This window comes from Microcoleus sp. MON1_C5, assembly GCF_036701875.1.
Taxonomy (GTDB): Bacteria; Cyanobacteriota; Cyanobacteriia; order Cyanobacteriales; family Microcoleaceae; genus Microcoleus.
The window spans coordinates 41366-63214 of record NZ_JAUBRN010000045.1; the positions used below are offsets into that span (position 1 = coordinate 41366).

Sequence of the window (21849 nt, forward strand, 5' to 3'; positions counted from 1 at the left end):
CCAATTTATCAATGATGAGCAAGTTGACTTAAATTAGCAAACAACTGAGCAACTTTGGTCAAATCTTTATCTCCCGGCGCTATTTCTACGCCGCTAGAAAGGTCAACACCGTTGAAGTTATTGCCGATCGCGCTATCAATTGCATTTAAAATATTATCTGGTGTTAAACCGCCCGCCAGCAGCCAAGGACACTGCGGTCTAAACTCTGATAACATCCTCCAGTCGATCGTTTTTCCCGTACCGCCCAATTGCTCTGGATGGTAAGCATCCAGCAGTAAAGTATCGACACGAACAGCATAAACAGCAGCGGTGTCTAAAGTTTCAGGAGTCCTAACTCTCAGGGCTTTGATAATTTCAATTCCCGGCAAAAACTCCCGCAGTCGATCGCAATATTCCGCTGTTTCATCTCCATGCAACTGCACCCCGCTTAAATTTGACTCTGCCGCTACTTGACAGATATTTTCTATTGTGGTGTTGGCAAAAACGCCGATGCGATCGACATTTTCCGGCAACTGCTCGACAATCAGGCGAATTGTTTCTGGGCTGACATAGCGCGGGGAAGCCGGCACGCAGATAAACCCCAAAGCTTGGGCTCCCAAGCGGGCGATCGCAATTCCTTGGTCTAATTTAGTGATTCCGCAAATTTTAACCCGCACTGTTCCTCCTCGGTTCCGCAGTTGTATCAAAATATCAACGAATTGTTAACTATTAAAACAAATCTTAGTTTAATGCAAACCGCTTTTTATAATCGTGGAAATCAATTTATCTGTGAAATCAGGAGATAAGAACGTGATCGACTCATCTTTGCTGTTAGCCGTACAATCTACCGCTCCCTCAACACCCGAGTGGTCGCCAATGGTAGGACTGACAATGATTTTATGTAATTTGCTGGCGATCACGATCGGCTACTACGGGATAAACAAGCAAAACCGAGGCAAGGGCCCTGCTTTACCCGTTGCACTCCCTGGAATGTTCAAAGGCTTCGGCGTACCAGAATTGCTGGCAACAGCCAGCTTCGGCCACTTGCTCGGAGCCGGAGTAATCTTGGGCTTGGGTAACGCCGGAGTTCTGTAAAAATCAGGGGAAAGGCAAAGGCAAGGGGTAGAAAAGATATAATAGAAACTCTTTCTTGCTCTCCTTTCCCAGGAAACTTCATGCAGACAGGTTGGCGAATCGGCTCTTTATTTGGCATCCCCCTACTTATAGATTATTCGTGGTTTATAATTTTAGCCTTAGCAACCCGCGAATACGCCAGCAGTTACCGCCTGTGGGGGCCTGCGCTCTCCTGGAGTGCAGGATTGGCAATAGCTCTGCTGCTGTTTGCTTCCGTGCTCTTGCACGAACTGGGACACAGCTTGGCGGCGATATCGCAAGGTATTAAAGTTAATTCTATTACCTTATTTTTATTTGGTGGAATGGCATCAATCGACTCGGAATCAAAAACTCCGGGTCAAGCTTTTCAAGTAGCCATTGCCGGTCCTCTAGTCAGCTTTGCGCTGTTTTTAATCCTCGGTTTGGGTTCTCAAGTTCTTCCCCCGAAAAGTTTGCTAGCAATTGTCACCGAAAGGGTAGCACTAATCAACCTCGTTTTGGGATTATTTAACTTAATTCCCGGTCTGCCTTTGGATGGAGGACAAGTTTTAAAAGCAGCAGTTTGGAAAATCACCGGCTCTCGATTTACCGGCGTTCGCTGGGCGGCAAAAACAGGACAAGTTTTAGGTTGGCTGGCTGTTGCTTTGGGTCTGAGTTTCTGCTTTTTAGCGCGCGACTACGGCGGCTTGTGGATTGCGCTGATCGGCTGGTTTGGCATTCGCAATGCCACTGCTTATAGCAGATTGACTTCACTGCAAGAAGCCTTGGTTAAAATTAAAGCCAGCGATGCGATGAGCCGCGAGTTTCGAGTTGTAGATGCAGATTTGACTCTGCGAGAATTTGCCGATCGCTATTTGTTAGAAGTCAATCCGTTTCCATTTTACATTGCTGCGACCAACGGCCGGGATTTGGGCTTAGTGTCGATCGACGATATCCGCTTCACAGAACGCAGTCAGTGGCCTATTCAGACTTTGCACAACATTTTGAAACCCCTCGGAAAAACCCCCACAGTCTCCGAAAAAGCATCCATCGCAGAAGTAATTAACAGCATGGAAGCCCGTCAACTCCCCCGAATCATCGTCCTCTCGCCGATTGGTTCAGTAGCGGGGACGATCGATCGGGGCGACGTGGTTAAAGTTTTAGCAAAATACCTCAAACCCCAGATTTCAATGGCAGACATCAAGCGCAGCAAAGAAGAAAACAGCTATCCGCAGGGATTGCAGTTAAGTGCGATCGCCAAAACCGCACAGGAAAATTAAAAAGGGGGCATAGGTAAGGGGCATCAGTGATCAGTTAAGATGTAGTAGAGCTTGTCACTGAGGGTTCAAACAAAAATTATTATGCCCAATTTTTTTAAGAAATTTCATCATAAATTGGGGGAAGAAGGTTGGAAAAACTTAACTCATTTCTTCCCCTTCCCTGACTTGCAACCTCTTGCTATTATCTGGATTCTCGTGACGGGAACTCTATTGGGAGTGCGGCAGTTAGGCGGGTTGCAGCCACTGGAATTAAATGCTTTCGACCTCATGGTGCAGTTGCGACCAGATGCGGGTCCTGACCCCAGGTTGCTGATAGTGACCATCACCGAACACGATATTAATACTATTGAAAAATGGCCAATTTCCGATCGCACTTTAGCAAAAGCGATCGCAGAAATAGCGCGTCTTGATCCCATAGCTATTGGCATAGATATAATTCGCAGGACTCCCTACGAACCGGGGAATGCAGAATTAGTCACTCAATGGAAAAACCCCAAAGTAATCCCCATTACCTTCATCGGCAGCTCTGAGTCCGAGCGAGTGCCACCACCTCCCAATATACCAGACAAGCGAGTAGGATTTAACGATTTATTAGTCGATCCCGACCGTATAATACGTCGAAATTTGATGTTAAGGGGCGATGGCAAACGGACAGTGTATTCATTATCGATGCGGCTAGCTTTGGCCTATTTTAACAGCAAAAAAATAGCTCGTCAAAAAACAGAAAAAAACGAAGTTCAGGTAGATAAAACAGTATTTTCAAAGTTGAGATATGACTCAGGAGGTTATCAGAACATAGATGCCGAAGGCTATCAAGTCGTACTCAATTACCGCTCTGCTGAAAATATAGCAAATACCGTGACACTAACTCAAGTTTTGGAGGGAAAAGTTGAGCCTAAATTGGTGAAGGGTAAAATAGTGCTAGTAGGCGTTACAGCCCTAAGTGTCAAAGATTTCTTTTTTACTCCTTACAGCGCTACTGCAAGCGGAAACCAGCCGATGCCTGGGGTATTAATTCACGCAACGGCTACTAGCCAAATTCTGAGCGCAGCTTTAGATGGCAAAGGGCTATTTTGGTATTGGGATGAATGGCAAGAAATCCTCTGGATCGCTGTTTGGAGTGGAGTGGGCGGCTGTTTAGCTTGGCGGCTAGAAAAATCGCTGAATTTGATCGCGATCGCGATCGCAGCTTGCAGCTCATTATTCGGATTCACCTTTTTCCTCTTCATGCAACAGGGGTGGATACCTCTAATCGCTCCAGCCCTGGGACTTTTAATCACCGCAGGAGTCGGAGTAACCTATAAGTACGAGCAGTCGAGGCAACAGCAAGGAATTGTGATGAAATTATTAGGACAACAAACTTCACCGGCGATCGCAAATGCCCTGTGGAAAGAGCGCGTCCATCTGCTCGAATCAGGGTTATTACCTGGGCAAAAAGTTACTGCTACCATCATCCTCACAGACTTGCAGGGTTTTAGTACAATCTCCGAAAAACTACCACCAGAAGTAGTAATGAGTTGGTTAAATGAGTATTTATCAGCAATGGCACAAGAAGTCCAAGCACATCAAGGCGTGATAAATAAATTTACCGGAGATGGAATGCTGGCAGTATTTGGGGTACCCATTCCCCGCACCACTCCAGAAGAAATTGCAGAAGATGCTCGCCTCGCCGTATCTTGCGCTCTAGCTATAAGTTCGCGCTTGCCACAAATGAATCAAAATTGGCTCGATCGCGGTTTGCCGTCCGCAAAAATGCGAGTAGGCATCTTTACAGGGCCTGTTATGGTGGGTAGTCTGGGAGGCACAACCCGTTTAGAATATGGAGTGATCGGCGATAGCGTTAATATTGCCTCTCGCCTGGAAAGCTGCGAAAAGCATCGGCAAGAGGACACTTGCCGGATATTGATTGCAGAAGAAACCTTTCTGCATCTGGCGGACAAATTTGAGGTAGAATCTTGGGGAGCTTTACCTTTAAAAGGGAGGGAAGAAAAAGTTAATGTCTACCGGATTTTGGGAATAAAACAGAAATAAAAAGACACAATCTCTCCCTAAAAAACCATGAAGCTCATGAAAAAAATTACTAAGTTTATCCTGAGTCTGACATCAGTTGGATCAATAGTATTGATCGCCACACTTAACGCTTCCCTATTTCCAGTTGTGGGACAGGATCTAGATATAGAGATAGACGGCGGGCCACAACGCACTGTACCGGGAGGGCCGCGCTTCATTCAGCCCCGTGAAGATATCGACGATCGCCCCCCCACTCAACCGGGACGCCCTGTGCGCGGTGGCTGCGCGAGCATTAGTCAGCTAGGTCTCACAGCCTTAGTGCCTACAAATAAGATCGGACGGACTGTTTTCGACTATCCAACGTTCTTTTTCTACTTGCCTCCAACAGAGGCGGAATCAGCCGAATTTATCTTAAAAGATCAAAGCGGCAACCAGATTTATAAACAGGATCTCACAATTAGCAATGTATCAGGGGTGATCGGCGTTAGTATCCCCGCTAACCAAAATGTGCCGCCCTTGGAAGTAGGCAAAAGTTACACTTGGAATTTTACAGTGATTTGCGACTCTCAAGACCGATCGAGCGATCAGATCGAAAGCGGTACTGTACGGCGAGTTGAACTCAGTGCAGATATCCGCCGTCAATTAGCTCAGGCAGATCCGCGCCAGAAAACCGTTATTTATGCTGGAAATGGGATTTGGCTAGATGCCCTCAGTAATCTAGCAGCCGCTCGCCGCGATCGGCCTAATGATGCAGTGCTCAAGACTGATTGGGAAAGCTTGCTGGATTCTGTGACATTGGGCAAAATTGCCAAAGAGCCGATCGTTCAAACTAAGCCACAGCCATAAGCTGTACTGCATATAAATTTAACTTTTTTAGTGGCGTTAGAGCAACGGGTCAGAAGACTTTTAATAAAAAGTGTACAAGTTTTTAACTTGTATCAGTAACAGCCAAGATGGCTGTTCTACAATAAAAATTTTTTGTTGTGGAACGGCCATCTTGGCTGTTACCAAAAGACAGCCGACTTTTTGACATCCCCCACAATAATTATTCGAGAAATCTCTTGTGGAACGGTCATCTTGGCTGTTCCCAAAAGGCGCGTGGAAAGCCTGCTCCCAAATATGCAGGTTAAATGTGAAACAGCTTATTACTTGTTAATTCCAAAATATCCTGCCATTCCCGATCCGAAAGTGGCTGCACTTTCAAATCAATCTCAAAACAGCGACAAGCCGCCGCACTCAAAACATCAATTACAGTTGCAATCCAATCATCTCCCCCTTCAGATAGAGGTAATTGCACAGGAATTAATTCCTCCCCAAAAACTTGAGAAAACAAACTAACATCCGGCTGCAAACGCATGGAACCGTGCTGCAAAATAGCATCACCCCGTCGCAATTGCGCGCTACCAATTAACTTGCAGCCATCAAGTGTAACTAAATCTGCACCAGTCGCAGTACCAAAACAATTCGGATTGTGAATATAACCCCTTCCTGCTTCCCCGTATTGCAAATCCAAACCCATCGCCCTCCAACCCTCAATCAAAAACTCGCAAATAGTCTGATAAGCTTTCATACGGCTGCTTCCAAATCCCGACGCCACAACTGCATAAGTTAAATCCCCTTGGTGAAGTACGGCGCGCCCGCCGCTGGGCCTCCTCACCAACTCCACAGGCATTCCCTGCCAAGACAAATGCTGCCAAAACTCCGGCCACCTGCGCTGGTGGTAGCCCAAGGAAATCGCCGCCGGTTGCCAAGTGTAAAATCGCAGAGTTGGCGGATGTTTGCCCGCTAGATGCTGTTCCAGCAGCCATTGGTCGATCGCCATCTGCACGCTACCAGACGCCGACAGCAGTGGAATTAAACGCCAAACAGAATTAGCCATCCGTCCCGAGTCCTGAGTTTCTACTCAATAATTCGCAGAATGTTTTAAAATTAGTAACAGTTTTTTGGGCCTGTCTTCTAAGTTGGTGCAAGTTTCACGCCCGCCGGTGCTTTAGAAATAAATAGAAAAAATAATCGCAGAACCATGAGCAACAGTGTAATTGTCATTAACGACGAAAAATTTGAAACAGAAGTCCTGAAAGCTGAGCAACCAGTGCTTGCCTATTTTTGGGCTACTTGGTGCGGGCCTTGCAAACTGATCGCGCCTTCGGTAGACTGGGTGGCTGCCAACTACAGCGATCGGCTGAAAGTGGTTAAAATGGAAATTGACCCCAATCCTAATACTGTCAAGCAGTATAAAGTAGAAGGAGTCCCAGCTCTCAGGCTCTTTAAAAATGCCGAAGTAGTGCTTTCTCACGAGGGAGCTATTACTAAACAAACTTTGATCGGTTTGCTCGACGCTCACTTATAAACTTTGGAAATGATTCGGGAGTTTCCAACTCCCAACTTACAATTATAGCAATCGCCAATATTTTTTTAATATCTCTCTTTTATCCTCGATCTTCCTTTTTGACTCTACGCCCTCTGCGCTCTCTGCGGTTAGTCAAAAAAAATAATTCACAAACTCAAGAAAAATGCAATATAAAAAATAATAATTTAGCTACTATAAAAATATTCCTTAAAATTCCCCAAAAATACAGAAAATATGCAATTTGCTAAACGTTTAGATCCACTGCAATTTAATGTATTTGCCGATATGGATCGGGCAAAAGCTCAAGCTAGAGCAGCGGGGCAAAATGTGATTGACTTGTCTCTGGGTTCTTCGGATTTGCCGGCGGCTGCTCACATTACAGATGCGATCGCACATTCTCTGTCCGACACCAGCACTCACGGCTATTTGCTATTTAACGGCACAAGAGATTTTCGGGAAGCAGCAGCTATTTGGTACGAGCAAAAATTTGGGATTGCAGTCAATCCAGAAACAGAAGTGCTGCCGTTAATTGGTTCCCAAGAAGGCACGGCGCATATGCCTTTAGCTGTACTCAACCCGGGAGATTTTGCTTTGTTGCTCGATCCGGGCTATCCTTCCCACGCAGGCGGTGTGCATTTAGCCGGCGGTCAAATTTATCCGATGCCGCTATTGGCAGAAAATGCGTTTTTGCCGATATTTGAAGATATTCCGATAGCAGTGTTGGCTCAGTCGAAGATGATGGTTTTGAGCTATCCTCACAATCCTACAACTGCGATCGCCCCGGTTGCTTTTTTTGAGAAAGCTGTGGCTTTTTGTCGGGAACATCAACTTGTTTTAGTTCACGATTTCCCTTATGTGGATTTGGTGTTTGACGATCGCAATTCTCTCATAGAGGCAGAGCCTGGTAACGAGGAAGAATATCGAAAATTGATGGCGCCGTCAATATTTCAGGCGGATCGAGATAAAAGTGTGGCGATCGAGTTTTTTACACTATCCAAATCCTACAGTATGGGAGGTTTTCGAGTCGGATATGCGATCGGCAATTCCGAACTAATTGCAGCGCTGCGACAGGTAAAAGCCGCAGTGGACTTCAACCAATACCGAGGGATTTTGAACGGAGCGATCGCAGCATTAACAGGCCCTCAAGATACCGTCAGAACCAGCGTAGAAACCTTCAGAAAACGGCGGGATGCCTTTGTAAACGCGCTGCAGGGCATCGGCTGGCAAGTACCCGTACCCCCCGCCACCATGTACGTCTGGGCGAAACTGCCGGAACCTTGGACCCAAGATTCCGTGAAATTTTGCACTCAGCTAGTACAGAGTACAGGAGTCGCGGCTTCCCCCGGTGCCGGTTTCGGGAAATCAGGAGAGGGCTACGTGCGATTTGCCTTAGTCGAGTCGCCAGCAATTTTGGAAACAGCAGTTAGAAAAATTGCTGAGTTTCTAAATTGAGCAAAGTGATATGTGTCAACTTAACTCGAAACACCCTCGTGAGACTTAAGCCCACCAGACTTGAGCTTTGAGGCAGGGGTTTTAACCCCTGCCGGACTGGGGTTTTGAAGTTTTTGGGCACAGGATGAAGGACACGGCGTTTAAGTGCTTACCCGTAGCTCAAGATGGATGCAATTGCTAAAATAGTGTGATTTCTACCTAAAGGAATAGATATTTGCACGCAGTATCTGTCACAATTTCTTTTAAGAAATGTTAACGTGAGACATCTTGGGAATTACCAGTTCCGCTCACCCACTCTAAAAGTCCTTGAAGTGAATTCTCTCGGGGTAGCGATTGTTCCGTAGCGGCTAGCGCACACCCGAAAAACACCACACTGCCCAAAATTGCAATCAGCGGAAAAGGCTTACCCAGCCCAAAGTCCCGCTGAAGGCGAGCTAACGGTCTGCTCTCGCGCCTGAGCATTTTTCCCACCGTCAGTTGTTTGAGACTAAAAGGATCGCGCACAAAATGACCGCTCCAGCTAATTACCATATGAGAATGGCAGTGGGGACAAGTGAATAGTCCACTGACCATCCCGACTGGGCCTACGACGCTGGAACGGTTGCAGATCGGGCAAGTGACAGAATGAGTGTTATAGGTGGGAGCGTTCATAACTGTTTTTCTTGAGTAAAAAACCAATAACTAATGGGGAGCCTGTGTTAACGCCTAAGGCATAGACCTTTAGAGGCACTTTTCCTTAATTCCTAGTTTACCGCTCCGATCGGGTCGATCGGAGCTCACTGCTTGGGAAAACCTTCAAATTGCCAATCGCGCAACGAGTGCAAGTCTGGAGCACAGGTGAGATTATATTGCAAAGGAGTTACGGTTATTCTGTTGTCGCGAATAGCTTGTACGTCCGTAGGAATATCGTGCGGCACCGCCGAATCGGCGATTTCTTCTACATCTTCTAACAATTCGCCAGCCAGCCAATAATAAGTTTTGCCGCGCGGATCGGTGCGCTTTTGAAATATGTCGAAATAGCGGCGAATGCCTTGACGGGCGATCGCAACTCCGGTAATTTCTGCTTGTGGGACTGCTGGTATGTTGACATTCAACAGCATCGGTTTCGCCATTGGCTGTTTTTCCAACTGTGCCAGCAAGGTGACAGCGAAATCCACCGCCGGCCCAAATTCCTGCGAAGTAAAGCTGGCGAGGCTAAAAGCAATGCTGGGAATGCCTTCCATAATTCCCTCCATTGCTGCCGAAACCGTACCCGAACAGATGATATCCGTGCCTAAATTGGGGCCGTGGTTGATACCGGAAAGAACAAAATCCGGCGGTTTGTCAAGTAAAGCCCACAAAGCAAGTTTCACGCAGTCGGCGGGAGTGCCCGAACAGGCCCAAGCTTGGACTGCAGGATCAAAAATAGATTCGACAATCTCGGCGCGGATGGGTTGGTGCAGGGTAAGGCCGTGGCCGGTAGCGGAGCGCTCTCTGTCGGGACAAACTACGCTCACGTCGTGGCCAGCGTCGGCGAGAGCGTTGGCGAGGCTGCGGATGCCTTGTGCAAAGATGCCGTCGTCGTTGCTAATTAAAAGTTTCATTGAAATTTTTATAGGCCTTATAACAATACTAAACTAGATTCAACTACGGCGATCGCTCTAACATCGAATTACCTATTACAAATTATCCGTAACTGTCGAAAATCTAAAATCTAAAATCTAAAATCTAAAATCAACAAGCTGAAGAGCCAAAATTGCGCTAAACTCAACTTGGCCCAAAACAGCCATCAATCTAAAATCTAAAATCTAAAATCTAAAATCAAAATGACTGTCCAGCTAAGCGACATTGAAACTCAACTAGAAACCCTCGGTCAAGAGTCCAAAAGTGCGATCGCCACTGCCAATACCCTCGAACAACTCGAACAGTTGCGCGTCGGCTACCTCGGCAAAAAAGGCCAACTATCTCAAATTTTAGGCATGATGGGCAAACTGTCGCCAGACCAGCGACCCAAAGTAGGTGCGATCGCCAATACAGTCAAAGAAGCCCTGCAAGCCGATTTAGAAGACAAGCGCGCCGCCCTCCAAACCGCCCAAATCCAAGCCAAACTCGCCTCAGAAACCATCGATGTTACCATGCCGGGGATTTTTAGCCCCCAAGGTCGCGTTCACCCCTTAAACGCCGTCATAGACCGCGCTCTCGATATCTTTGTCGGCCTCGGCTACACTGTCGCCAACGGCCCGGAAATGGAAACAGATTATTATAACTTCGAGGCGCTGAACACACCGCCAGACCACCCAGCGCGGGATATGCAAGATACATTTTACCTACCAGGCGGCGACTTGCTGCGGACTCAGACATCATCAGTGCAAATTCGCTACATGGAACAGCACAAACCGCCGATTCGGATTGTCTCTCCCGGCCGCGTTTACCGCCGCGATACTGTCGATGCTACTCACGCAGCAGTCTTCCACCAAATTGAACTTTTAGCAATTGATGAAGGTCTGACATTTACTGACTTGAAAGGCACAATTAAAGAGTTTTTGCGGCAAATGTTCGGGCAAGATTTGCCGATTCGTTTCCGCACGAGTTACTTTCCGTTTACGGAACCTTCTGCCGAAGTTGATTTGCAGTGGAACGGCAAATGGCTGGAAGTTTTGGGCTGCGGAACGGTCGATCCGAATGTTCTTAAAGGAGTCGGTTTAGATCCAGAAAAATATACTGGGTTTGCGGCCGGTTTTGGTGTCGAGCGGTTCGCAATGGTACTTTATGAAATCGACGACATTCGCCGGGTTTATGCTAGCGACTTGCGCTTTTTGCGGCAATTTTAAACAAGGGCTTGGGGTCGCTTACACCAGCCGTCTAGAGGTCTTGGTCAATGTACATCAATCTTTAAGTTTCAAGTAAGTAAGTACAAATAAACATTACTTGGGGAGAGGGCGGGTTCTGCAACGATCGACTCGCCCTTACTGTAGATAAGCCCTAAAGCCACCCCTACAAGCCCCTGCAAGATATTATTGTTTTTTTGCGCTTACCTACTTATTTATTGTCTACTTGCCAAAAACACCCTTGATGCTGTCAACAGCGCTCTCGACAGCATTCTTGGTATTATCTACTGCTTTCTGAGTCCGAGCTGAATCTTCCGATGCTCTTTTCTCAATTGTGCCCGCATCTTTCTTAGCTTTGCGCTCTACTACACTACCATCCTCCGATGAGCGATCGACTTTAGCAGCATTTGTCTTGGCAGTTTCCTTAACCTTCTCTTCTGTATCTCGGATGAAGTTCTTGGCTCGTCCAGCATCTTTGCTGGCTTTTTCTTGAACCGCATCGCCCGCATCTGGGTCTGCTGCCATCGAGTTTACAGCAGGAGAAGCCATTGCTGCGGTGTTCGAGAAGAACGCACCAGACCAGACGAAGGCCATCGCACAGACGCAAAGCACAATTGCAGCGATCGAGCGCCCTAAAGTCGAAAGCCGTTTCGTAAAATAATTCAGTTTCATAGAATACAGAAGAAGATATGACACTCTATTTTTACTCGATCGGAGCGATCGGCGTAACCGTTCTCTAGATAGAGGTTATCCCCCGACGAGCGGTTAAAAAAGTTCCCTCTTTTGATAGATTCAAGCAAGGAATGTCAGTCACTTTTAGATTTTAGATTTTAGATTTTAGATTTTAGAGTTGACTCCCCAGCCGCCATTTGGAAGGTTGAACTTTGGTGAGTCGATTAAAGATTAAAGATTAAACAATTGACTCCACAGCCGGAGCGCAGATCCGGGCGCTTAAGTAGGTAGGCGGAAAAAATTATGTTTATGTAAAGAAACATTAACTAGCGTGATTCAAGTTAAATTTAACACATTGTTTACGGCCAGTAAGTAGGTACACATAAACTTTAGTATGTCACCGATTATCAAGCTATCATCAATCGGGCGATTGTTTGCATAAAATATCGCTTCTAAAGAGCGTTTCACGGAGTGAGTATCGCTTTGGACTACATAGATATTTTGCCGCTCATCTACTTATTTAGGAATAGGTGGTTCCCGAAATTGTGCGTGGGATATCAACATATAATACTTCAAATGACTAATCACAATTTAGTAAAAAAGTCAATACCGTTTCATCAATTCCCTTTAGTTTCAAAGGCTTATATTTAACAATGCGATTTTCCTCAACATAATCTGCCACCGCCGCCGAAATTAGCACCGTGTTTGGTTCCGTCACCTCTTGCAAGCGGGCGGCAATATTCACGCTCGGCCCGATCGCAGTATAATCCGCTCGATCGGGGCCGCCAAACATCCCCACCACCGCAGTACCCTGGTGAATTCCGCAGCGAAACCGCACCGGAGGCACGCCATTTTCCCCAACAATTCCCTGCTCCAACCAGCCCTTGTTAAGCTCCTTGAGAGCTCGCAGCATTTGCCCCGCAGCAGCCACAGCGCGACGTACTTGCTCGTTAGGCGTTAGTTCCTCCGGCGCGCCAAAGAAAGCCATTACCGCATCTCCAACAAACTTGTCCACCGTACCGCCACTGTCAAAAATAGCCTTAGTCATTGCCGCCAAATATTCATTCAACAGCTCAGCTACCCGGCGCGAGCGCAGCGTATTTGCCATTTGAGTAAAACCGACAATATCGCTAAACAAAATAGTAATCAATCGCGGTTCCGGGCGCAAATCCAGGGCCAAATCTCCAGCCGCTGCCGCCTTCACCATCGCCGGCGGTAAAAATCGGCGCAGCACCGACTCAGTTAAATAACTGTTCAACTCCTGCACTCGGCGCTCGTTTTGTTTGAGGGCGAGCAAATTCCGCACTTCCGCCAACAATTCTCGATCGTTAAAAGGCTTCGACAAATAAGCATCAGCACCCCGTTCTACTCCTTCAATTCGAGTATCTTCGTCGGCTTTAGCAGTCAGCAAAATTACCGGAGTTCCCTGCAATTCCTCATCCTCTCGAATCATCCGAATCAAATCCAAACCCGAGATCAAAGGCATCATCAAATCCGTTACGATTAAATTAGGGCGGCGTTTTTTTGCCACGGCAAATCCTTCTTGTCCATTGCGGGCGAGCAAAACTGCAAAGCCGGACTCTCGCAGAATTGCCGACACATAAAAGCGCAAATCGGGATTGTCGTCAACCACCAAAACCGTTCCCACTACCGTTTCCGATCTGACCGGTTCGAGCGCCTCAAAGTTATGATCTTCTGCCTCATTTTCCGACAAATCCGCCTCCACATCTGCCAGTTCCACCGCAGCTTTGGAGGAGTGAAACTCTGCTGGTATTTCTAGTACCTGTTCCGGGGGTAAGTGAGTCGAACCGAAGTGGAGCCAAACGGTAAAAGTAGTACCTTCGCCGTAAACTGACTCAACTGAAATTTGACCCCCGTGGAGTTCGACTAATTCTTTGACAAGTGCCAAACCTAAGCCGCTGCCTTCATAGGAACGGCTAGCTGAACCTTCGGCTTGGTGAAACCGCTCGAATAAATAGGGAATTTGTTCCGTGCGAATGCCGATACCAGTGTCTTTTACTTGCAACAAGCAGTGAGCGCCGGCGGATTCAACTTTCAGGGTGATAGTTCCGCCTTCTGGGGTGAATTTGACCGCATTTGACAGCAGGTTGTAAATAACTTTGTCAAATCTTTCAAGATCCAAATAAAGTAAAGGACATTCTTGCAGTTGGGTAATTAACTGCAGCCCTTTTTTCTCGCAGTAGGCCCGGAATGACTCTGCGGTAGAGTAACAGAAACCGACTAAATCGCAGGGGCGAAAACTCGGCTGCATCCGTCCGGCATCGAGTCGCTGCAAGTCCAGCAGTTGATTTACCAAACGCAGCAGGCGGCGGGAATTACGCAAAGCGATTACGGCTTGTTCGTAGGGCAAGTCTTCTTTGCGGCCGCAAGCTGATTCGAGAGGGCCGATTGTGAGAGTTAGAGGCGTGCGGAACTCGTGGGAGATATTTTGGAAAAATTCGGTTTTGAGCCGATCGGCTTCCAGAAGCCGTTCTGCCTGCTGTCTGGTAGTCTGGTAGAGGCGCGACTGCTGCACGGCTAGAGCCGCTTGAGTTGCGACTATTTGAGCCAGGTCAATGTCTGAGATGTTCCAGCGGCGGATGCTGTGATTTTGGCGCAGGGAAATGCTGCCGATGATTTTGCCTTCTGAGAGTAAGGGAACGACTAACAGGGCGCGGGCTGGCGATCGAACTTGCAGTTCTGTAACATTTAACTCGGGGTGTTCGTCGAGATCTTCGATCGCCACCGGCTCTTTTGATACCATAACTTGCAGCAACACCGGATTGCCCCGAATCGGCACCAAAGACTGTGGCAGGGAAGGATGGGCAAAAACCCAGGCGGGAGCGTTGCCAACAGCATCGGCAGAAATCGTCTCAGGGCCAAGAGGGTTCGCAACTACCTCTGGAGGGTTAAAACCCTCTTCTACAGCAACGGTATCTCTATTTGTGTCGTATAGCCCCACGCATTGGACGTATTCATCATCTTCTGTCCACAGAGATAGGGCGCAGCCGTCAACTTGCAAAGCTTGGCCGAGTTGTTGAGTAATGGCTGCAAAAATATTTTGGGGATCAAGACTCGATCGAATTGCCGTAGTAATAGTATTGACTAATGCCTCGCGCTTTGCCAGCGCCCGCACCTGTTCGTAAGCCCGGGCTTGAGAAAGCGCCAAAGCCGCTTGGTCTGCCACCGTAATTACCAACTGTACCTCGTGGTCTTGCCACTGGCGCGGTCGATCGAACTGGTGCAGCGCCAAGACTGCCATCAGTTCCATTTTGTAAAACAGGGGTACGATCAAGCTCGATCGAATATTCGCAGCTTCGTAAGCCTGCTGTCGTTGCTGATTATCCCAGTTTAAAACTCGATCGTCAGTTTGGGCATCTTGAATCACCTCCACATCCAGAGTTTCCCAAACCAAATCCGGCAGCAAATCTGGGGAGAGTTCGGCAGCAGAAGCATCTCCGGGCATCGCTTCCTCATCGCCCCCCAACTCTTTAGTTTCTGCCTTCTGGTAAACGAACCACTCATCGGCCACTCGGCCGTCTTGGAACGGCCGCAGCAGACAGCAACTCACCTCAAACATCTGCCCGACACTTTCCACAATTCTTTGCAGCATTTGCTGGTAATTGAGAGCCGATCGGATAGTATTGGTAACGGCATAAAGCAGCGATTCTTGGCTCAAAGCACGGCGCAGTTCATTGGTGCGCGTTTTCAGAAGATTGTGAGTCTCAACAGCTTGACTGACAAGATTTATCAGCTCTTGAGCATCCCAAGGCTTGGTAACGTATTTGAATACTTTTCCAGCGTTAATAGCTTCAACTAAATCTTCAACATCCGTATAGCCAGTTAAAATAATTCGGATCACGTCGGGGTACTGAGCCGCCGTCAGGCTGAGAAACTCCGTACCGCTCATTTTTGGCATTCGCTGGTCCGAGATAATCACCGCAACTTCTCCCTCTTTTGCCAAAATTTCGAGAGCAGCGGGGCCAGATTCGGCTCTGAGCACTTTGTAGTCTCGATGGAAGGTGCGGTAAAGCAAGTCGAGGTTATCCGGTTCGTCATCGACGATCAGAATTTTTAGTTTAGGATTTTCTTGGGAATTCATGCACCGTTCTCCTGTGCCCCGGGGCTGTTCGATTTAACAAGTCTGATCAAAGGAAGAATTCGCCGATTTAAATTGCTGAAGTCATACCATTTTCGATTTTGGATTTTCGATTGCGAATGACTGATGACATAAGGGTTGGGATTTTGCCTATAGTGCCATTATTTTGGGAAAATGGTATCACAATAATTCGTGGATATGAAGTTGTTGTGAGTGTGCGAGGCAAGCATCAACCTTGATTTTTGATGTCTGGGTTTTCAATGCGGAATTCTTCTGAGCCACAGTTATCTGTCGTGCACCCCAATTTTATTATTTAATGATATTCACATAAACTCGTCTCCCGATAATTTTATTTCACCCCTTACCTTTATGCAGCAGGAGAGCAAACACTAATCTAGCCATTTTAACTGCCGTCTGCATATCTCAGAATACATAGGAATAACCGTCCTGATTGTGAGGTGACTTGCCAAATTTATGTTTGGTCCTGGCTCCTGGGACTGTTTTATTTGGTATGTGAAAGCTGCCCGCAGCAAGATACAATAGACAACCAACATCTTCGCCTGTGTTTTTTCCCACAAGTAACAGCAACTTTAACAGTCAGCCAAGGATACCGACCACAATCCGGCCCCGAGCCCCTGACTCATATTCGGGGGTGGCTGACAGACCACAGAGGTGTCTGTGGGAGTGACGCAATTGCTGTACCATTTTAGTTAGACTTGCACTTTTTTCCCCGATCTCGGCATTTTTTGTGCCTCCAGCAGACCTTCGACAAGCCAATTACTGCGGCGAAACACCGCAAGCTCGAGCATCCATCTGTTAATCTTAGCTAGGGATGTACTCTGTGGAAACCGATCGGTCGATTTTAGATTTTAGATTTTAGATTTTAGATGTACTCCACAGATCAATCGCGGAGCTTGAACTAGAGTCTAAAATTTCGATCTCTCCACGACCAGTGTCGGTGGCGGATATCGGTTGTTGGGCGGGGGGTCAATCAGCTCGATCGAGGTTTTGAAGGTCTCGCTCGCGCGCAGCAGAGTATCGAACCGACGGGGAAAACCCCTGCAGACTGTTTCCAGGCATCCAAATTTAAATTGGAGGTTGGAAAAGTACCCACTAGCTCAACAGGTAAGGCCGGTTCGCTCGGGGGCGGGCGAGGGATTGCCCACAACTGCTGAAAGCTGGGGTGCCAGCCCGGGGGGCGGCGGGGAACATCCGACGCCCCAGCGCGCCCGGTGTTAGTCCGATCTAGTCGTTGAGTTTTTCAACTACCGCTTGACGGATAAATTATATTCGATCGGGTATTTCCGTAAGCAGAGAGCGGTAAGATTCCGGGAACCTGACGTTAAAACCTTTGTGATTGTTTTTAATACCTTGCCCGCTAAGCTGTCGCGCATTTAATTTGTAAGCTACTGTTTACTTAAACTCTTGTGATGCCGGTCGAAAGCCAGGGATCAAGCTTCAATTTAAAGGCCAAATAGCTTATCCACCAATCTAGTATTAGGGGATGAGTTTTATTTTTTCATAAATCGAGTATTAAATGCTAAAAATTTTCCATTTACCTCACATACTCCTTAAAGTCAAGCACAATAAATGTAATTTAATCTGGCTAATAAACTATGCCTATAAGTTACGTTAGAATAGCAGTATAACATCAGTGAATTTTCTAAGATGGTAGCTTAGAAACCCGCGTAAAAAAATTAATATAGTGGCCTGGCATTGTGAATCCTTCATTTTTTTCCTCACCATCTCACCAACAACAAACTCCCGGACTTTCTGGTTTTTCGATCCGGGTCGCTGCACCCAACGACTTAACCCAGCTAGCTGATATTTTAGCCATGAGCTTTCACTCTCGCGAGGGGTTTGTAGAATGGGTGTATCCAGTGTTGCGTTTGGGCATTTACGAAGATTTAAAAAATCGATTGCGTTCTAAGGCAGAACATTACATTTGTCTGGTTGCTGAGCTAGTCTCGCGCGAGGAGGGAACGCAGAATTATAGATCGCACCGATCTCAGCGCATGGCAGGAACAGTAGAAATGGCTCTGCGTTCTCGCTTTCCTTGGCAAATACCGAGTTCTGACTATCCTTATTTGTCGAATTTAGCCGTTCACCCGGACTATCGGCGACAGGGCGTTGCTCAACAACTGCTCAGCAACTGCGAGGAGACAGCCAGAGAATGGGGATTTTCGGAGATTTACCTCCACGTTCTGGAAAATAATCATCCGGCGCGACAGTTGTACTATCAGGCCGGCTATCGCTTGCAACAGGTGGATTGGAATTTGACTGGTAGGCTGTTCGGCCAGCCGCGCCGCCTGTTTTTACGCAAGCAGATTTCGCTATCCTAAGTTAAGTATTTGAATTGATCGTGGGGAATTGGGGCGAAACAGGAAAAAGGAAAAAACAGCTATCCGTGTATCTTTAACTTCCGAATTGTGAATCAATGGAATGGGAATCGGGAATTAGTGATGAATTTTAGTTTGCTCTTAAGCCCGATCGCACAACACACTAAAATTAGTTGATAGTAAACACTTGAGCTACCAACCCTTGTGTACCTGGGAACACCTGAAAAACCCCATACACAGTTATATCAACTCCGGTAGCCTCGTCGGGCGTAAAAACCAGTCCAGAATCACGGATGGTGCAACAGAAATTGATATAACTAATCTGCGTTAATGTGTGTTTATCTGCCTGTATATGCGGTGAAAAAAAGATAATTTTTTAACCGTATCTAACAAGGAATTGACGCTAATTCAGGCCGATAAAGATAATAGATTTATGAATAATCCCGAGGCTAACAGATTGGATATTATACCAAATCAGGCTTGAATACGCCTTGATTCTTTAGTCTCTTAGAGAGGGACGAAAGGCAAGTCTAAGAGCGGTTTCAAGCGTCGAGTGCTATAAAGTTTCTAACCAAGATTGAGTATTGTGAGGAACGCCGCAGAAGTTCTGATCTGCTGCGGCGTTTTGTTCGCCAGAACAGGAGGCTTTCGCCGCCAATTCTAGAGTTCAGAGAGATTTGGTAGGAAATCCGAGGAGCCGATCGCCCCGTTAATCCCAACCAGATTCGCTAAAACCCGATCTGTTCCTGCTACTCGCAGCAACGTACCGTTCGGAGTGGCGCTAAATTGCAACTGCTGGAAACTCAGGCCGTCGCTCAAAACAAACTTATCGACGCCTATCTCGAAGTTAATCACAGTATCAGTGCCGCCCTCACCATTCAACACAAATCCATCCCTCCCAATACCTCCAATTAAAGTATCGTCGCCCAAGTCGCCAAACAACCAATCGTCTCCAGCGCCCCCATTGAGCAGGTCGTTATCTTTACCACCAATCAGGGTATCGCTGCCCGCATCTCCGTTGATAGTATCTTGGCCTTCGTTGCCGTAAAGCAAGTCATCGCCGTCACCGCCGTTGATGCAGTCTTGCTGGTCGTTTGCGCCCACCGAGAAAGCCCGGTTATCAGCCCGATCGCCATAGATGGTATCGTTGCCCTCGCCACCGCAGAGTTCATCGCTGCCGTCACCGCCGTAAATCAAGTCGTCGCCCAGATCTCCGTGTATGAGGTCGTTAGCTTTACCGCCGTAAATCAAGTCGTTGTCTTGACCGCCACTGATGGTATCTTCAGCTTCATCGCCGAACAGCACATCAGCACCGATGCCCCCAAAGAGCAAGTCCTGACCGCCAACATCATTAGCTCGACTTCGAGCACCGCCGTACATGGTGTCGTCGCCGCTGTCGCCAACAAGGGTATCAGAGCCGAGTTCGCCCCAAATCAGGTCATTATCTTTGCCACCCCAAACACAATCATTGCCTTTACCTGCTTGCACGGTATCATTACCGTGGCCGCCGCCGATGATGTCGTTGCCGCCGTCGGCAAAGATTAAGTCTTGTTCGCCGAGATCCCCGATGGACTGGGAACTGCCACTGTCGCCGAGCAGAGTATCGGCTCCTTCGCCGCCGTAGAGGGTATCGGAGCCTAATTGACCGTAGATGATGTCATTGCCTTTACCTCCGTAAGCGCGATCGTTATCTTTGCCTGCAACCAGCGTATCGTTGGCTTGTTGGCCGTTGAGGAAGTCGTTACCGAAGCCTCCGTACAGCAAGTCGCGTCCCTGGGAGTCGCTGGCCCTTTGGTCGGCGATGCCGCCCAACAACGTGTCGGAGCCGAGGCCACCAAACAAGGTATCGGAGCCGAGTTCGCCCCAAATTCGGTCATTTTCTTTACCTCCAAGGGCAATATCGTCACCTTTACCGGTATGGATGGTATCGTCGCCCTCGTTGCCGTTAATGATGTCTGCACCCTCGCCTCCGAAAATCAAATCGCGAGCATCGTCAGGACTCTGGGAGTTGTTCTGGCCGGTGTCTCCGAGAATCGTATCCGCACCTCGATCTCCAAACAGGGTGTCAGAGCCTAAGTCGCCGGCAATCCAGTCGTTCTGTTTGCCTGCAAATACGATATCGTTGCCCTCGTCTCCGTAAACAATATCGGTGTCAATGTTCCCAAAAATCGTGTCATTGTCTTCGTTGCCGTAAATTTCGTCCGCGCCGTCTTCACCTAAAAGCAGGTCGTTGCCTTCAAAACCGACAATTTTTTGGTTGCCTTTGGTGTCTACGATGAAGTCATCGCCGCCGGTTCCTTTGGTGGTTTGTCCCTCTGAAAATTGTGAAATAGGCCGGACAAATCCAACTGCGGGTGGTTGCTGCGGGGGCGCAAAGTTAATTCCCGGTTTTTCAATAATGGGCTGACACAAACAGTCGGTATCTGGTTCTCCGATCGGATTTGAGAGGATCGGGGATGCCGGCGTTGGTGTGGGAGTTGGCGCAACTGGCCGCAAAATAGCCACCACAGTAGCGGCTGCGGGACTGGAGGCGCCCCTGTTGTCTGTGGCGCTGTAGGTGAAATTGGCTCCTGTAAAGTTGCCTGTCGTGAAGAAAAATAGTTGCTGTAACTGTTCTGGAGTCAGGACTTGGCCTGGTGTCACCGGTACGCCGCCGTTGGCGGGATCTCCTAAAAACAGGACTGCTTGGTCTGGTGAGGGCAGGGTGTCGATGGTGTAAGAGACGATCGACCCGTCGGGGTCGCTGCCTCCCAATCCGGTGACTAACTGGCTGCTGTTGGGCCCGAGGCTGGAGTTGGCATTGTTGGCCAATGGCGGTTGGTTGTTAGTTGGAGTTGGCGTTGGTGTGGGAGTTGGCGCAACCGGCCGCAAGATAGCCGTCACAGTAGCGGCCGCGGGACTGGAGGCGCCGCTGTTGTCTTTCGCGCTGTAGGTGAAATTGGCTCCTGTAAAGTTGCCTGTCGTGAAGAAAAATAGTTGCTGCAACTGTTGAGGAGTAAGGACTTGACCTGCTGTGACTGCTTGACTGCCGTTGGCTGGATCTCCTAAAAACAGGACTGCTTGGTCTGGTGAGGGCAGGGTGTCGATGGTGTAAGAGGCGATCGACCCGTCGGGGTCGCTGCCTCCCAATCCTGTGACTAACTGGCTGCTGTTGGGCCCTAGGCTGGAGTTGGCATTGTTGGCCAATGGTGGCTGGTTGTCAGTTGGAGTTGGCGTTGGTGTGGGAGTTGGCGCAACCGGCCGCAAGATAGCCGTCACAGTAGCGGCCGCGGGACTGGAGGCGCCGCTGTTGTCTGTGGCGCTGTAGGTGAAATTGGCTCCTGTAAAGTTGCCTGTTGTGAAGAAAAATAGTTGCTGTAACTGTTCTGGAGTCAGGACTTGACCTGGTGTCACTGGTACGCCGCCATTGGCTGGATCTCCTAAAAACAGGACTGCTTGGTCTGGTGAGGGCAGGGTGTCGATCGTGTAAGAGGCGATCGACCCGTCGGGGTCGCTTCCTCCTAATCCTGTGACTAACTGGCTGCTGTTGGGCCCGAGGCTGGAGTTGGCATTGTTGGCTAATGGTGGCTGGTTGTCAGTTGGAGTCGGTGTTGGTGTGGGAGTTGTTGGAGTCGGTGTTGGTGTGGGAGTTGTTGGAGTCGGTGTTGGTGTGGGAGTTGGAGTTGGAGTCAGAGTTGTGGTGACTGTAGATGCGTTGTTGCCCGGAGTGGGGTCAGCGGTAGTTGAGGTACTTCTGGCGGTGTTGCTGACGCTGCCGGATGCAGGTGCG

At 48.2% G+C, this 21849-nt stretch carries 15 protein-coding genes; 8 read left to right on the forward strand and 7 right to left on the reverse strand.

Annotated features, from left to right (window positions below; translation table 11 throughout):
* Positions 1-8 precede the first annotated feature (8 nt).
* Positions 9-656, reverse strand: a complete 648-nt coding sequence (locus tag QUA71_RS20390; RefSeq protein ID WP_333287763.1) for a phosphoribosylanthranilate isomerase — start codon at positions 654-656, stop codon at positions 9-11.
* Positions 657-789: 133 nt separating this feature from the next.
* Here QUA71_RS20390 and psaK point away from each other — a divergent pair, with 133 nt between their 5' ends.
* From psaK to QUA71_RS20410, 4 genes are all read left to right on the forward strand, one after another.
* Positions 790-1074, forward strand: a complete 285-nt coding sequence (gene psaK / locus QUA71_RS20395) for a photosystem I reaction center subunit PsaK (protein WP_190738978.1) — start codon at positions 790-792, stop codon at positions 1072-1074.
* An 80-nt stretch (positions 1075-1154) separates the two neighbouring features.
* Entirely contained in the window at positions 1155-2351 is a 1197-nt protein-coding gene (locus tag QUA71_RS20400) for a site-2 protease family protein (RefSeq protein ID WP_333287765.1), read from the forward strand.
* A gap of 81 nt (positions 2352-2432) precedes the next feature.
* Positions 2433-4382, forward strand: a complete 1950-nt coding sequence (locus QUA71_RS20405) for an adenylate/guanylate cyclase domain-containing protein (protein WP_333287767.1) — start codon at positions 2433-2435, stop codon at positions 4380-4382.
* A gap of 27 nt (positions 4383-4409) precedes the next feature.
* Positions 4410-5207: a DUF928 domain-containing protein gene (locus tag QUA71_RS20410; protein ID WP_333287769.1), complete on the forward strand. Its 798-nt coding sequence runs from the start codon at positions 4410-4412 to the stop codon at positions 5205-5207.
* A 280-nt stretch (positions 5208-5487) separates the two neighbouring features.
* Here the strand turns inward: QUA71_RS20410 and QUA71_RS20415 are convergent, their stop codons facing one another.
* A complete protein-coding gene (locus tag QUA71_RS20415; protein WP_333287771.1) occupies positions 5488-6240 on the reverse strand; it encodes a biotin/lipoate A/B protein ligase family protein in 753 nt (250 codons plus the stop codon).
* Positions 6241-6384: 144 nt separating this feature from the next.
* On the opposite strand from QUA71_RS20415, the gene QUA71_RS20420 reads away from it, so the two are divergent.
* Positions 6385-6711 (forward strand): thioredoxin domain-containing protein, encoded by a 327-nt coding sequence (locus tag QUA71_RS20420; RefSeq protein WP_190663385.1) that lies wholly within the window; start codon positions 6385-6387, stop codon positions 6709-6711.
* 234 nt (positions 6712-6945) lie between these two features.
* Complete coding sequence (locus tag QUA71_RS20425; RefSeq protein ID WP_333287773.1) at positions 6946-8163, forward strand: LL-diaminopimelate aminotransferase; 1218 nt, start codon at positions 6946-6948, stop codon at positions 8161-8163.
* A gap of 252 nt (positions 8164-8415) precedes the next feature.
* Here QUA71_RS20425 and QUA71_RS20430 read toward each other — a convergent pair whose 3' ends face one another.
* Positions 8416-8814 (reverse strand): hypothetical protein, encoded by a 399-nt coding sequence (locus QUA71_RS20430; RefSeq protein ID WP_190738972.1) that lies wholly within the window; start codon positions 8812-8814, stop codon positions 8416-8418.
* A 125-nt stretch (positions 8815-8939) separates the two neighbouring features.
* Positions 8940-9746, reverse strand: coding sequence for a 5'/3'-nucleotidase SurE (surE, locus tag QUA71_RS20435; protein WP_333287776.1), 807 nt, complete (start codon positions 9744-9746; stop codon positions 8940-8942).
* Between the two features lie 222 nt (positions 9747-9968).
* Here surE and pheS point away from each other — a divergent pair, with 222 nt between their 5' ends.
* A complete protein-coding gene (pheS, locus tag QUA71_RS20440; protein WP_333287778.1) occupies positions 9969-10973 on the forward strand; it encodes a phenylalanine--tRNA ligase subunit alpha in 1005 nt (334 codons plus the stop codon).
* Positions 10974-11192: 219 nt separating this feature from the next.
* Here the strand turns inward: pheS and QUA71_RS20445 are convergent, their stop codons facing one another.
* Together QUA71_RS20445 and QUA71_RS20450 are read right to left on the reverse strand one after the other, a co-directional pair.
* The gene (locus tag QUA71_RS20445; RefSeq protein WP_333287779.1) at positions 11193-11642 is read right to left on the reverse strand and encodes a hypothetical protein; all 450 of its coding nucleotides are present in this window, start codon (positions 11640-11642) and stop codon (positions 11193-11195) included.
* Between the two features lie 580 nt (positions 11643-12222).
* Complete coding sequence (locus QUA71_RS20450) at positions 12223-15744, reverse strand: response regulator (protein ID WP_190663390.1); 3522 nt, start codon at positions 15742-15744, stop codon at positions 12223-12225.
* A 1715-nt stretch (positions 15745-17459) separates the two neighbouring features.
* Between QUA71_RS20450 and QUA71_RS20455 the strand changes: the two genes are divergently transcribed.
* A complete protein-coding gene (locus QUA71_RS20455; RefSeq protein ID WP_333287781.1) occupies positions 17460-18083 on the forward strand; it encodes a GNAT family N-acetyltransferase in 624 nt (207 codons plus the stop codon).
* Between the two features lie 657 nt (positions 18084-18740).
* Here the strand turns inward: QUA71_RS20455 and QUA71_RS20460 are convergent.
* Positions 18741-21849, reverse strand: a 3109-nt coding sequence (locus QUA71_RS20460; RefSeq protein WP_445243808.1) for a calcium-binding protein, incomplete at its 5' end; no start/stop codon positions are given.